We start from the raw sequence: 12,812 nt of genomic DNA, 5'->3' as shown, positions 1-12,812 counted from the left end.
TCATGTCTGTACTGACCCACGAACCGCTCACCGTCACCCTCGGCTCCAGCGGCGTCACGCCCGAGGACGTCGTCGCCGTCGCCCGCCACAACGCCAAGGTGACCATCAGCCAGGACGCCCTCGAGGCCGTCGCGAAGGTCCGCGCCCACATTGACGACCTAGCGCACAGTGAGGTCCCCGCGTACGGCATCTCCACCGGCTTCGGCGCGCTGGCCAACCGGCACATCCCCAACGAACTGCGCACCCAGCTGCAGAAGTCCCTGATCCGCAGCCACGCCGCCGGGATGGGCCCGGCCGTGGAGCGCGAGGTGGTCCGCGGCATCATGTTCCTGCGCGCCAAGACCCTCGCCTCCGGCCGCACCGGTGTCCGGCCCGTGGTGCTGCAGACCATGGTGGATGTCCTCAACGCCGGAATCACCCCCGTGGTCCGCGAATTCGGTTCCCTCGGCTGCTCCGGCGACCTCGCCCCGCTGTCCCACTGCGCCCTCGTGCTGATGGGCGAAGGCGAGGCCACGGGACCGGACGGGGAACTGTACGGCACCAGGGACGGCCGCCCGGTCGCCGCGCTCCTCGCCGCGCACGGGATCGATCCCGTCACCCTCGCGGAAAAGGAGGGCCTGGCCCTCGTGAACGGCACCGAGGGCATGCTCGGCATGCTCCTGATGGCCATCGCGGACATCCGCCAGCTGCTCACGACGGCGGACATCACCGCCGCGCTCAGCGTCGAGGCGCTGCTCGGCACGGACCAGGTGTTCCTGCCCGAGCTGCACGCCGCGCTGCGCCCGCACCCGGGCCAGGCCGCCTCCGCGGACAACATGCTGCGGGTCCTGTCCAACTCGCCGATCGTGGCCTCGCACCGGGTCAACGACACCAAGGTCCAGGATGCTTACTCACTGCGCTGCGCACCCCAGGTGGCCGGCGCCGTCCGCGACACCGTGGACCACGCCGCACTGGTCGCCTCCCGCGAACTAGCCGCCGCGATCGACAACCCGGTGGTGCTGCCGGACGGCCGGGTCAGCTCGAACGGCAACTTCCACGGCGCACCGGTCGCGTACGTGCTCGACTTCCTGGCCATCGTCGTTGCGGACCTCAGCTCCATTGCCGAGCGGCGCACGGACCGGATGCTGGACCCGGCCCGCTCGCACGGACTGCCGGCCTTCCTGGCCGCGGACCCGGGCGTCGACTCCGGGCTGATGATCGCCCAGTACACCCAGGCCGGGCTCGTCTCGGACAACAAACGGCTGGCCGTCCCGGCGTCGGTGGACTCGATCCCGAGTTCCGCGATGCAGGAGGACCACGTCTCGATGGGCTGGCACGCGGCCCGCAAGCTCCGCCGTGCCGTCGAGAACCTGCGCCGCGTACTGGCGATCGAACTCGTCACCTCGGCCCGGGCGCTCGACATCCGCACCCAGCTCTCCGGCGGCGAACTCACTCCGGGGCCCGCGGGCGCCGCCGTGATCGCTGCGTTGCGCGACGTCGTCGACGGCCCGGGGACGGACAGGTTCCTGTCGCCGGAACTGGAGGCGGCGGACCTGCTCGTCGCCTCCGGCAAGGTCCGGGCGGCGGCCGAATCCGCCGTCGGGAATCTCGCCTGAGCAAGAACAAATGCAGTTTGGCTGAATAATTCCCGGCGCTCCGAAATACTCGGCAACGCGGCAGGCGGGGGCGCCGGGACTGTAGTACAAATAGAAGTACACACCAACGATGTTGTGGCGAAGAACGTATACAAAGGGGTAGAAGTTCATGAAAGCACGCGGGACAGTTCTTTCCAGACGCCAGGTATCCGCCGCCACGGTTTCCGACTGGAGAAGCCTCAAGGCGGGTGACCGGGTCGAGATCCTCAAGCACGCACAGGTTCTGGCCGCCGGTGAGGTTGAAGAAGTTTCAGTGAGCGGCAATGTCCTCTGGCTGGTCCCGGCGGACCCGTCCGAGACGCTGCTCTTCCTGAAGTCCGACGGTGTTGACGTGCGGCGCGGTTAGCCGTCAGCGGCTGTAGACGCCGCACGCGAGTATCTTGGTGGGAGGGGCGCCGGTCCGTAGGGACGGCGCCCCGACTCATCCCCGGGGATCCGGGCCGCGGCAGGAGGGACAGCACGTGTTTGAGGCTCCCAGTATCGTCTTCACGGCGGCAGGCCTGGCCGTCTTCGCCGCCGCTGTACTGCCCAAACTGCTGCGCAACGCGCCGTTGTCCATGCCGATGGTGTTCCTGGCCGCGGGGATGCTGGCCTTCACCCTCATGCCGGGCCTGCCGGATCCGGACCCCCTGCAATACGGGGAATTCACCACGCACCTGACCGAAGTGTGCGTCATCATCTCCTTGATGGGTGCAGGCCTCGCCCTGGACCGCCCGCTGGGACGGCGCCAATGGTCCACCACCTGGCGGATGCTCGGCCTGGCGATGCCCATCTGCATTGCGGCGCTGACCCTGCTCGGGCTCGGGGTGCTCGGACTCGGCCTCGGCGCCGCGCTGCTGGTCGGCGCCGCCCTCGCACCCACCGATCCGGTCCTCGCCTCCGAAGTCCAGGTGGGGGAGCCTGCCGATGACGAGAGCGAATCCGAGCGCGGTGAGGACGAGGTCCGCTTCAGCCTTACCTCCGAGGCCGGCCTGAACGACGGATTCGCGTTTCCCTTCGTCTACCTGGCCATCGCCATCAGCCTGGTTGGCGCGGCACCGTCCCAGTGGTTCGGCTCCTGGTTCGCCGTGGACGTCCTCTGGCGGATCGCCGTCGGTGTGCTGCTCGGCTGGCTGGCAGGCAAGGCGCTGGGCCGGATCTTCTTCTCCGCCCGGCACGAGAGCATCCGGCTCTCCGCCCACTCCCAAGGCTTCGTGGCGCTGGCGGCGACCTTCCTGGCCTACGGTGTGACCGAGATGGTCGAAGGCTACGGGTTCATCGCCGTGTTCGTGTGCGCCGTAACGATCCGGGCCGCGGAACGGACGCACGGCTTCCACCGCGTGATGCACTCCTATGTCGAACAGCTCGAACGGCTCATGACGGTGGTCATCCTGGTGCTGCTCGGCGGCGCGATCGCGCGGGGCCTGCTGGCGGGCATCGGCTGGCCGGAGATCCTGGTGGCGCTCGTGTTCCTGCTGCTGGTCCGGCCGCTGTCGGGCTGGCTGGCCCTGGCGCGGGGCAAGACCGGCCCGCGGGAACGGATCGCCATCTCCTTCTTCGGCATCCGCGGGATCGGCTCCCTCTACTACCTCGCCTACGCCCTCGGCGAGGGCGATTTCAGTGCTCAGGCCGAGCAGCTGTGGGCGATCATCGGCCTCGTCGTGGCGGCCTCCATCGTGGTGCACGGGGCGACAACAGCTCCGGTCATGAACCGGCTGGACCGGCTCCGCGAACTGAAGGCCGAAGCGGAGCGCGGCGATAAAGGCCAGGCGCCGAAGACACCGATCTGACGGACCCGCCCCCCGTTCCTGGCCGCCCTACCGCAGCAGCGTATTGATCAGCCGCGCCGCCACCTTTGCCGTGCGGCCGTCGATGTCGAATTCCGGGTTCAGCTCCGCGATGTCCAGGTGCAGAAGCTGCCCGCTCGCGGCGACCTGCCGGCAGACCGCGCTGATCACCGGCAGCGGCACGCCGTAGGCGGCCGGCGCGCTCACGCCCGGCGCCACCGATGCGGGCAGCACGTCAAGATCGATGGTCAGATACAACGCGTCCACCTGCGCCAGGAAGGCGGCCACGAAGGCGTGCGCGGCCTCCGCCGAGCAGTCCTCATCCAGCAGATAGTCCACGCCGAGTTCTCCGGCGGTGCGGAACAGCGCACGGGTGTTGTTCGGTTCGGAGATCCCGACGACGGCGTACCGCAGTTCGCGGCCCGCGGCGGCTTCCGCGCGGGCCATCTGCAGGAACGGGGTGCCGGAGCTGGGCACGGGCTCGTCGCGGAGGTCGAAGTGGGCATCCAGGTTCAGCACGCCCACCCGCAGGCCCTCCCGGACCGCGGCCGAACCGGCCACGCCGAGGTAGCTCGCGAAGGCGGTCTCGTGCCCGCCGCCCAGCACCACGGGAAGCCTGCCGGCGTCGAGCAGCCTGGTGATGGCGAGTCCTGCCCGCGCCTGCCCGGCCTCGAGCGCGTCCCCGGCGACGGTGACGTTCCCGGCGTCGTACACGTCCCGGGACAGGTGGAACGCGAGCGGGCCGAGGGCGGCGCGGATGGCATCGGGGGCGGCGGCGGCGCCGGTGCGGCCCTTGTTACGGCGCACGCCGGCGTCGCTGCCGAAGCCGAGGACCACAGCCGGCGGCACACCCGGCGCGGCAGCGGCCGTCGTGGGGAGGGTGCGCGGGGAGTGCGGGGTCACGGCCTGCCACCAGCGGCGGTGCTCGACGCTTTCGCCGTCGAACCGGCCGGTCCAGGGCTGCGGCGGGACATCCACGGGGAGTGCGGGAGAAACCATGCCCCTAGCTCACCGCAGCCCGGGCCGGAAAACCAGCAGCGCCGCCGCCGGGCTGTCCGGTATCCCGGAAATCGCCCCTAAACGCCGCCGAGATGACAGGTTGCGGCCGTGTTTTTGAAAACGCACTGCCGCGAAGCGTCGTTTCGGCGGACAGACCAGGGCGCGCGGGCGGGGGCCGGCGGGGAGGGCACCGAGCGTGCCTAGTGCATTCCGAGTGCTGCTTCGATCGGGCCGATGGCGAAGAACAGCAGGAACGCCGCGGCCACGGCCCACATCAGCGGGTGCACCTCGCGGGCCCGGCCCTGGAAGGAGCGGATCAGGACGAAGGCGATGAAGCCCGCGCCGAGGCCGTTGGCGATCGAGTAGGTGAACGGCATCAGGGTGAAGGTCAGGAACGCCGGGATCGCGATGCCCCAGTCCTGCCAGTCGATCTTGCCGACCTGGGCGACCATCATGAAGCCGACGATCACCAGTGCGGGCGCCACGGCCTCGAACGGGACGAGGTTGATCAGCGGGGTGAAGAACATGGCCACGAGGAACAGCAGGCCGGTGACGATCGAGGCCAGCCCGGTCCGGGCGCCTTCGCCGATGCCCGCGCCGGATTCGACATAGATCTGGTTCGAGGACACGGACGTTCCGCCGCCCAGGATGGCGCCGAGCGCGTCCACCTGCAGCACGCGGTCAACGTTGGGAATGTTGCCGTCCTTGTCGATGGTGCCAGCCTCGGTGGCCAGGCCCACCATGGTGCCCATGGCGTCGAAGAAGATGCTCAGCAGGATCACGAAGGCCAGCAGCGTTGCGGCGACGAAGCCCAGATGCTCAAAGGCGCCGAACGGGTTGGCCTTGCCGATTAGGGACAGGTCCGGGGCAGCCCATTCCGAGAACTTCGGGGCCACGAGGGACCAGCCCTGCGGGTTGAAGCTCTTGCCGTCAAAGCTGGGGCCGATGTGCAGGGTGAATTCCAGGATCACGGACAGGATGGTCGAGACGACGATGCCGATCAGGATCGCGCCCTTGACCTTGCGGACCACGAGCGCGATGGTCAGGATCAGCCCGAAGACGAACACGAGGGTGGGCCAGCCCAGAAGCTTGCCGTCGAAGCCCAGGCCGACCGGAACGGTGGTGCCGGCGACGTCCGGGATGCGCCGCACGAAGCCCGCGTTGACGAGTCCGATCAGGGCGATGAAAAGCCCGATGCCCACCACGATCGCGGTCTTCAGCCCTTCCGGGACGGCCTTGAACACGGCGGTCCGGAAGCCGGTCAGGACGAGGATCAGCATGGTGACGCCGGAGAGCATCACGAGGCCCATCATGTCCGGCCACGTCAGGCCCGGGTTAGTGGCCACCGTGACGGCGACGAAGGCGTTGACGCCTAGGCCGGTTGCCATCGCGAAGGGGTGCTTGGCCCAGGCCCCCATCAGGATGGTGAGGATGCCGGCGACAAAAGCGGTGACTGCGGCGACGGCGGGAAAGCCGAGGGTTGCGCCGGAGGAATCGGGACCGGAGAGGATGAGCGGATTCAGCACCACGATGTAGCTCATCGCAAAGAACGTAGCGAAGCCGCCACGGATCTCGCGCGAGAAGTTCGATCCCCGCTCGGAAATCTTGAAATACCGGTCGAGTGCAGAGCCCTGCTTCAGCATTGGTCCTCCGGGAGATATGGGTGGTTACTTGAATCCTATTGGCCGCGACCCGGCCGACTCGGCGATTTCGCCTAGTCTGTAAGCAAGCCAACAAGAGGAGTAGTCAACCCATGCGCCTGATCCGACAGCTTCTGGGCGCCGTGCTCGGTGCCATGATCCTCGTCTCCGCCCTGGTCGGGGCCGCGGCTCCGGCGTCCGCGCACGACGCCGCGGAATCCACCAGCCCCGCCCCGGGTGCCACCGTGGCAATGCCGCCGGAGAAGGTCTCGATCACCTTCAACAAGAACCCCCTGACGCTGGGATCCCAAATCGTGGTGACCGACGCCGCGGGAAACAGTTGGGCTGAGGGCAACGTGGAGATCGTGGACAACGTCGCCTCGCAGGCGCTCAAGCCGGGCGCCCCCGCCGGAGCGTTCACCGTGGCGTGGCGCGTGGTCAGCTCCGACTCCCACCCCATCGAAGGCAGCTTCAGCTTTACCGCCACGGCGGGCGCGTCAGGTTCGACGGCGGCCCCTGTGGTCCCCACGCTGACCACCCCCCAGCCCGGCGTCACGGGAACCTCGGTGCCGTTGCCGGACGCCGCCGAGCCGTTCCCGTGGAGCCTCGTGATTTTCGTTGGAACGGCCGTGGGGATCCTGGTCACCCTGGCGCTGATGGCAAAATGGCGCCTTACCCCGGGCGGCGAGGGCAACGACGTCGGGGAAAGAGACGACAGGGTGAACGACGACGGCGTCACCGGACCGGACGCCGGCGGTGCAGGCGAACGCAGTCAGGAACAAGGGTCCGCGGGCCGGATCCGGGACGGGGAGCGCTGACCGAAGCGCCTGCCGTCGAGGTGGCTGCCGCTGAAGCAGGGGCCGCGGCGGGTCAGGCGGCCTGCAGCCTGTTCAGGCGGGCGCCGCCAGGGCAAACCCGGCGGACAGTACAGCCGGGAAGCCGCCCGGATGGACTTTGGCGGAGATCGCATTGCCCACCACCTTGGCCTGGCGCAGGACTTCCTTCGGCGTAGGGGTGATCAGCTCGCCCACGCCCACCAGATACATCCCGAGAGCATGCATGGCAGCCATCAGGTTCTGCCCGGCTGCGACGCCGAGTTCGGAGAGCATGCGGCGGAGCTGGCTGTGGGCACACCGGGTCAGGACCAAATGGTCTGCCAGCAGGACACCGCCAGGCGTGCGGACGGCCCATTGCTGCGTGGGGGACCCGGCGTCCCCGGCGCCCAGGTGGTCCAGCTGAAGGGCCCGGATGTTGTTGCGGACATCCAGTTTGTGGCTGGTGGCGTAATTCCTCAGGTGCCGCAGGATTTCATTGCGTTCCCGGAGCGTTGCTGCATCTGCCGCGTCGCAACGCTGGAGGGAGGACGTGTTCGCCGGATGGCCCGCTCCCAGCAGGTCCAGACCATCCACAATGATGCAGTCCACCCCGCGGCGTCGCAATTCACTGGCGACTGCCAGGCCGGAAAGGCCGGTGCCGATGATTACCGCGGTGGTCCGCTCGATACCCCCAGGCACAGGCATGCTCGACACTACAGTGTCCTTTCTCCAATGGTGCCCGCAGTGGGGCAATACGCCGACGCATTTCGTTGACCGATCCGGATACCGGCCCCGTGCGGAGCCGCGTTCTGAAACTAGTGTCTCGGTTCAGCGATGCCTCGTAGACTACCTAAGATTCCCGGCCATGGATAGGGCCCGCCGAACATGCCCCGGATCAGCCGTTCCGGTGGTTCCGGCCCGGGTGGGGACTGCAAAACCGCGGCTTTCCGCCCCGCCGGATGGGATGTTAACACTGGGTAAAACCTTTGCCTGGCCCGTCCGCACGGGAGCCCGTCGGCATGCTTGCCAGTTGCCGATTAACCGAGAATAGTTGGGAAAACAGGGGTTGTTGCCTGCTGCATCCGGACCTCGACGCCGTTGATCGGCGCATGCGGACAATGCGCGCCGATACCTCTGGCAGAATAGCGGCAACATCAGGCAAGAATCGCGAGGAGGCGGACCCATGGGCCGAGAACAGGTTCATCCGGATCCGGCAGGGGAAACCCGGGGACCTTCCGCTCCCCGGGGGATCGTGGTCGGCGTGGACGGTTCGGACCACAGCCACTGCGCCCTCGTGTGGGCTGCCCGTGAGGCTGAACGCCGCCAGCGTCCCTTGCACATTGTGACCGCCTACTCCGTCCCGATCTTCGCCGCTTCCGGGCTCGACGGCGGTTACGCCACGGTGGACGATTCGGTGATTCGCGAAGGTGCGGAAGCCATCCTGAAGCAGGCGCTGGACAAGGTCGCCGGCTACAACATCGACGTCGACGCCTCCGTCGAAAACGGCGATGCATCCGGTGTGCTCCTGGAAATGTCCGAGACCGCCGAACTCCTCGTCTTCGGAACCCGCGGGCGCGGCGGTTTCGTGGGCCGGCTGCTCGGTTCCGTCAGCAGCGCCTTGCCCGCCCATGCGAAATGCCCCACGGTCACCGTCCCGCTGATCTGCGCCGACCGGCTCGGTGAAACCACCGACGACAAACACATCCTGGCCGAACGGGCGAAGTCCGGGCACCAGCCGATCGAGAACGTGGTGGTCGTGGGGGTCGACGGCTCCGAACAGGCCCGCGTGGCTGTGCTGGAGGCGGCCGCCCAGGCCGAGCGGTTCTCGGCACCGCTCCGGCTGGTCTGCGCCGTACCCCAGTACAACGGATCGCTCGCCTGGGTTCCCGCCCCGATGGACCGGGAAGCACTCTTCGCCGACATCAAGGTCCAGCTCGACGCCGGCGTGGCCTGGCTCAAGAGCCACTTTCCCCGGCTGACGGTGGAGACCCAGCTCGTGGACGGCTCCCCGGTGGACATCCTCGTTGAGGCCAGCCGACACGTCGAACTCGTGGTCGTCGGAACCCGCGGCCGCGGCGGGTTCACGGGAATGCTGCTCGGGTCGACGTCGGACGGCATCCTGCACCACGCCAAAGGCCCGGTTCTGGTGGTCCCCGACCGGGACGATCCGCGGCTGGCGGACCGGGCCTCCTTCGGCCCCATCCTGGGCCGCTGACAGGCCCGTAATCCTCCGCGCCGAAGGGAGGCCGGCCCGTGGAGCGGCTCCGCAGCACGGATTCGCGGCGGCGTGAGCCTCCGCACCGGCCGGAGCCGCAGCACCGGCTGGTGCTCGGGCTGGAGCTGGTCGGCAAGGACATGCTTGCCGAGGTCGGCGGAAAGGCAGCGAACCTGGGCGAGTTGCTATGCGCCGGACTGCCGGTGCCGGCCGGGTTCTGCGTGACAACCAAGGCTTACCGGGAGGCGATGGCGCCCACGGGACTCGAGCAGGTCCACCGCGGACTCGCTGCGACCGCAACCGATGATCTCCCTGCGCTGGCCGGGCTGGCCGCGTCCGCCCGCGGCCTGGCCCTTGGCGCTGCCGTTCCGGCGGGGATCGCCGATGCGGTCACGGCCTCCTACACGGCCCTCGGCACGGACGTCCCGGTTGCCGTGCGGTCCTCCGCGACGGCCGAGGACCTGCCGTTCGCCAGTTTCGCCGGGCAGCAGGACACCTTCCTGAACGTGGTCGGCGCTGAAGCCGTGCTCGCCGCCGTCCGCCGGTGCTGGGCCTCGCTGTGGACGGACCGGGCGGTGAGCTACCGCGCCACCCACGGGATCAGCCCCTCGACCGTGGCGCTGGCAGTCGTGGTCCAGCGGATGGTCGACGCCGCCGTCGCCGGAGTGCTTTTCACCGCGAACCCGGTCACCGGGAGACGGCATGAGGCGGTCATTGATGCCAGCCCGGGCCTCGGTGAGGCGGTCGTTTCCGGGGCCGTGAACCCGGACCACTTCGTCGTGGACGGCGCAACGCGAAGAATTCTGGAACGCCGGATCGGGAGCAAAGCCGTGGCCATCCGGCCCCTGCCCGGCGGGGGAACCGAACGGATCGAACGGGCCGCCGGGGTGTCCGCGCCCTGCCTGACCGACAGCCAGCTGGCCGCGCTGGAACTGCTGGGCCGCCGCGCGGAGGTCCATTTCGGCTCGCCGCAGGACCTCGAATGGGCCATCGACCAGGAAGGCACGGCCTGGCTGACCCAGTCCCGGCCCATCACCACGCTCTACCCGCTCCCGGAGAAGCCGCCTTCCGGGGACGGCCCACGGGTCTACCTGTGTCTCAGCCTCGCCCAGGGCCTCACCCGCCCGCTGACACCCATGGGGCTCGCGGGCTTCCGGCGGATTGCCTCCTCCATGGCGCAGGCGGCACGTTTTGACGTCCCCGAACCGTCCGCCGGCCCTTCCCCCTATGTCCAGGCGGGGCAGCGCATCTTTTTTGACCTGACACCCGTGGCCCGCAGCTCCACGGGCCGCGCGGTTATTCCGCGGGTTTTCGACATGATGGAGGCGCGCTCCGCGGCGGTGCTTCGCCGGCTCTTCGACGATCCCAGGTTCTCCGTCGCGATCAGGTCGCCCTGGCCGGTCCTGAAGCACATCCTTCCGGTCGCCGCCCGCGGCCGGGTCCCGGAGTCGCTGCTCCGCGCTTTGGTCTCCCCCGAGGCGGCCCTGCGCCACGTCGAACGGTTCGGCGCGCGGTTCAGGGCGGCCCTTGCAGTGCCGGCAGACGCCACGCCCGTGCAGCGGCTGGACCACGCCGAGCGCATTCTGGGCCGGGAACTGTTCCCGGTCGTCCCCAACATCGTTCCCCTTCCCGCCCTCGGGTTCGCCCTGCTGGCCGCCGCCGGCAAGATGCTCGGCCGCCGCGCCGAACCGGGCGAGCTGCAGGCCGTCCTGCGGGGGCTGCCGAACAACGTCACCACCGAGATGGATCTGGCCCTCTGGCAGCTCGCCGCCGCCATCCGGGCCGACGCCGGGTCCGCCACCGTATTCACCGACACCGCGGTTCCGGAACTGGCCCGCCGCTACCGCGCGCGCGAGCTTCCCGTCGTCGTGCAGTCCGGGCTCGCCGGCTTCCTAAGCCGCTACGGGCACCGGGCCGTGGCCGAAATTGACCTCGGGATGCCCCGCTGGTCCGAGGACCCCTCCCACATCCTCGGCGTCCTGGCGAACTATCTGCGGTTGGACGATCCCCTCCTGGCCCCGGACCGGCAGTTCCGCAAGGCGGCGCGCGCGGCGGAGGAACATGTGGACAGGCTCGCCACGGTGGCCCGGGAACGGAGCCGGCTGCGGGGCGCGCTGGTGCGTGCCGCGTTGAAACGGACCCGCCTGCTCGCCGGACTGCGTGAACTGCCGAAGTACCACATCGTAGAGGCCCTGGCTGCGGTGCGGGAGCAGCTCGCCCAGGTCGGGGCGGAGCTGGTGGCGCTGGGCCGCATTGGAGCCGCCGATGATGTCTTCTTCCTGGATCTCGCAGAGGCCCGGGCCGGACTCGGCGGCCGGCCTTTTCATGGCGTCGTGGGAGCAGCGTCGCAACGCCTACGCAGAGGAGCTGGGCCGGCGTCACATTCCCCGGGTGCTGCTGTCGGACGGTACCGAGCCCGAGGCGCTGCCGACCCGCGCAGCCGCAACAGCAGCCGGGACAGCAGCCGGGACAGCAGGCGCAACAGCAGGCGCCGGTGCCGGCGGAGACGGCGTGGCCGAGGGAACCCTGACCGGCGCGCCGGCGTCAGCGGGCACGGTCACGGCCCGGGCCCGCGTGATCCTGGACCCGCAGGGGGCGCGCCTGGAACCGGGCGAAATCCTCGTGGCGCCGTCCACGGACCCGGGCTGGACGCCCCTGTTCCTCACTGCCGGCGGGCTGGTCATGGAGATGGGCGGGCCCAACTCCCACGGAGCCGTTGTTGCCCGAGAATACGGAATTCCCGCGGTGGTCGGCGTCCCGGACGCCACCGCCCGGATCCGCACCGGGCAGAGCATCACCGTCGACGGCGCCGCCGGCACCGTGACGCCGCCTGAGCCGGGCACGGTGACCCTGGACTGAGCCGGCACCTAGGCGCCGGCAGACCCAACTCAGCCGATGCCCGAGGGCCCTGCAGGCGTCTCTGGGCCCCTGCAGGCGCCTGCGCTCGCTACAGTTGGGCCATGAGTGAAGAGCGCGGCCCGGACAGCCGGACGCCGGCCGAGGCCGCGACCCTTTCGCTGGCGCGGCCGGACATCGACGACGCCTGGCTGCCGGAGTGGCTGGTGCGGCGTCCGCTCACAGCAGGCTGGGTCTGGGCCGCATTCTGGAGCGCGTTGATCGTCGCCGATGAATTCGTCGACCTGGCGGGCTGGTCCTGGTATGTCCTGGTGGGCATGGCCGCGCTTCCCACCCTGCTGGCAAGCCTCACCCTGCTCCAGGCCACGCCGCGGCGCTTCCTGAAGCCGCGACGGGATTCGGTACTGGGACACTTCTTTGTCCGCTTCCTGGCCCTGATAGCGGCGTTCCTGGTCTGGGGCCTCTCGGTGGTCATGAGTGCCTCCGTCTCGACGACCATCCAGTCGCTCGCCGGCGCCTCGGAGCGGGAGGTCACCTCCCTGGGGTTCAACCTGCTGCTGGCCGCAATTCCCCTTGTGGTCTCCGTGTTGTGGCTGGCTTTCATCATCCGCTGCGCCTGGTTTCTCCGGCGGCTCCGCGGCTGGCAGCAGGATCCGGCCGGAGCCCGGGTCCCGAAAAAGTTCCTGCGCAGCAGGCCGCGGCTCAGACGGGTGGTGCTCGGGCTCGCCCATCCCGGACTGTTGCTCGTCGCCGGGCTCGGCACGTCCGTCCTGACGCTCCTGCTGGGGGCCGTCGAGCTGACCCTCTCGGTGCTGGAGTAGCAGCGCCCTCGCCGGAGCCAGGCCCGCCCTCGCCGGAGCCATGTCCCGTTCCGGGGTGCCCCCGGC

10 protein-coding genes and 1 pseudogene are annotated in these 12,812 nt (G+C 69.5%); 8 read left to right on the top strand and 3 right to left on the bottom strand.

Annotated features, from left to right (window positions below; translation table 11 throughout):
- The first annotated feature begins 2 nt into the window (after nucleotides 1–2).
- From hutH to QFZ69_RS19245, 3 genes are all read left to right on the top strand, one after another.
- Nucleotides 3–1,595, top strand: coding sequence for a histidine ammonia-lyase (hutH, locus tag QFZ69_RS19255; RefSeq protein ID WP_306913656.1), 1,593 nt, complete (start codon nucleotides 3–5; stop codon nucleotides 1,593–1,595).
- Between the two features lie 148 nt (nucleotides 1,596–1,743).
- Nucleotides 1,744–1,980 carry a hypothetical protein gene (locus QFZ69_RS19250; protein ID WP_306913655.1) on the top strand — a complete coding sequence of 79 codons (237 nt, stop codon included), beginning with the start codon at nucleotides 1,744–1,746 and terminating at the stop codon, nucleotides 1,978–1,980.
- A 115-nt stretch (nucleotides 1,981–2,095) separates the two neighbouring features.
- Nucleotides 2,096–3,403 (top strand): sodium:proton antiporter, encoded by a 1,308-nt coding sequence (locus QFZ69_RS19245; RefSeq protein ID WP_306913654.1) that lies wholly within the window; start codon nucleotides 2,096–2,098, stop codon nucleotides 3,401–3,403.
- A 27-nt stretch (nucleotides 3,404–3,430) separates the two neighbouring features.
- On the opposite strand, the gene hutG is transcribed toward QFZ69_RS19245, so the two are convergent.
- Entirely contained in the window at nucleotides 3,431–4,399 is a 969-nt protein-coding gene (hutG, locus tag QFZ69_RS19240; protein WP_306913652.1) for a formimidoylglutamase, read from the bottom strand.
- Between the two features lie 200 nt (nucleotides 4,400–4,599).
- Nucleotides 4,600–6,042 carry an NCS2 family permease gene (locus tag QFZ69_RS19235; RefSeq protein ID WP_307000336.1) on the bottom strand — a complete coding sequence of 481 codons (1,443 nt, stop codon included), beginning with the start codon at nucleotides 6,040–6,042 and terminating at the stop codon, nucleotides 4,600–4,602.
- 110 nt (nucleotides 6,043–6,152) lie between these two features.
- Here QFZ69_RS19235 and QFZ69_RS19230 point away from each other — a divergent pair, with 110 nt between their 5' ends.
- Nucleotides 6,153–6,857, top strand: a complete 705-nt coding sequence (locus QFZ69_RS19230; RefSeq protein ID WP_306913651.1) for a copper resistance CopC family protein — start codon at nucleotides 6,153–6,155, stop codon at nucleotides 6,855–6,857.
- A gap of 72 nt (nucleotides 6,858–6,929) precedes the next feature.
- On the opposite strand, the gene QFZ69_RS19225 is transcribed toward QFZ69_RS19230, so the two are convergent.
- Entirely contained in the window at nucleotides 6,930–7,559 is a 630-nt protein-coding gene (locus tag QFZ69_RS19225) for an FAD-dependent monooxygenase (protein WP_306919509.1), read from the bottom strand.
- Nucleotides 7,560–8,037: 478 nt separating this feature from the next.
- On the opposite strand from QFZ69_RS19225, the gene QFZ69_RS19220 reads away from it, so the two are divergent.
- The 4 genes and pseudogenes from QFZ69_RS19220 to QFZ69_RS19205 all read left to right on the top strand — a co-directional run bounded on the left by QFZ69_RS19220 (nucleotide 8,038) and on the right by QFZ69_RS19205 (nucleotide 12,746).
- Nucleotides 8,038–9,069 (top strand): universal stress protein, encoded by a 1,032-nt coding sequence (locus tag QFZ69_RS19220; RefSeq protein ID WP_306913649.1) that lies wholly within the window; start codon nucleotides 8,038–8,040, stop codon nucleotides 9,067–9,069.
- 140 nt (nucleotides 9,070–9,209) lie between these two features.
- Nucleotides 9,210–10,052, top strand: a pseudogene (locus QFZ69_RS19215) (PEP/pyruvate-binding domain-containing protein); the annotation flags it as partial.
- A gap of 1,282 nt (nucleotides 10,053–11,334) precedes the next feature.
- Nucleotides 11,335–11,928 carry a PEP-utilizing enzyme gene (locus tag QFZ69_RS19210; RefSeq protein WP_307000485.1) on the top strand — a complete coding sequence of 198 codons (594 nt, stop codon included), beginning with the start codon at nucleotides 11,335–11,337 and terminating at the stop codon, nucleotides 11,926–11,928.
- A 101-nt stretch (nucleotides 11,929–12,029) separates the two neighbouring features.
- Entirely contained in the window at nucleotides 12,030–12,746 is a 717-nt protein-coding gene (locus tag QFZ69_RS19205; protein WP_306913646.1) for a hypothetical protein, read from the top strand.
- Nucleotides 12,747–12,812 lie beyond the last annotated feature (66 nt).

The sequence above is a fragment of the Arthrobacter sp. V1I7 genome, from assembly GCF_030817015.1.
In the GTDB taxonomy this organism is placed as follows: Bacteria; Actinomycetota; Actinomycetes; order Actinomycetales; family Micrococcaceae; genus Arthrobacter.
Note: the sequence above shows the minus strand (reverse complement) of the source record. Positions and strands in the feature narration are given on the sequence as shown.

Bases quoted from the DNA above. Each gene is read 5' to 3' on its own strand.
- hutH (WP_306913656.1), top strand. From the start codon at position 3: ATGTCTGTACTGACCCACGAACCGCTCACCGTCACCCTCGGCTCCAGC.
- QFZ69_RS19250 (WP_306913655.1), top strand. From the start codon at position 1,744: ATGAAAGCACGCGGGACAGTTCTTTCCAGACGCCAGGTATCCGCCGCC.
- hutG (WP_306913652.1), bottom strand. From the start codon at position 4,399: ATGGTTTCTCCCGCACTCCCCGTGGATGTCCCGCCGCAGCCCTGGACC.
- QFZ69_RS19235 (WP_307000336.1), bottom strand. From the start codon at position 6,042: ATGCTGAAGCAGGGCTCTGCACTCGACCGGTATTTCAAGATTTCCGAG.
- QFZ69_RS19230 (WP_306913651.1), top strand. From the start codon at position 6,153: ATGCGCCTGATCCGACAGCTTCTGGGCGCCGTGCTCGGTGCCATGATC.
- QFZ69_RS19225 (WP_306919509.1), bottom strand. From the start codon at position 7,559: ATGCCTGTGCCTGGGGGTATCGAGCGGACCACCGCGGTAATCATCGGC.
- QFZ69_RS19220 (WP_306913649.1), top strand. From the start codon at position 8,038: ATGGGCCGAGAACAGGTTCATCCGGATCCGGCAGGGGAAACCCGGGGA.
- QFZ69_RS19210 (WP_307000485.1), top strand. From the start codon at position 11,335: ATGATGTCTTCTTCCTGGATCTCGCAGAGGCCCGGGCCGGACTCGGCG.
- QFZ69_RS19205 (WP_306913646.1), top strand. From the start codon at position 12,030: ATGAGTGAAGAGCGCGGCCCGGACAGCCGGACGCCGGCCGAGGCCGCG.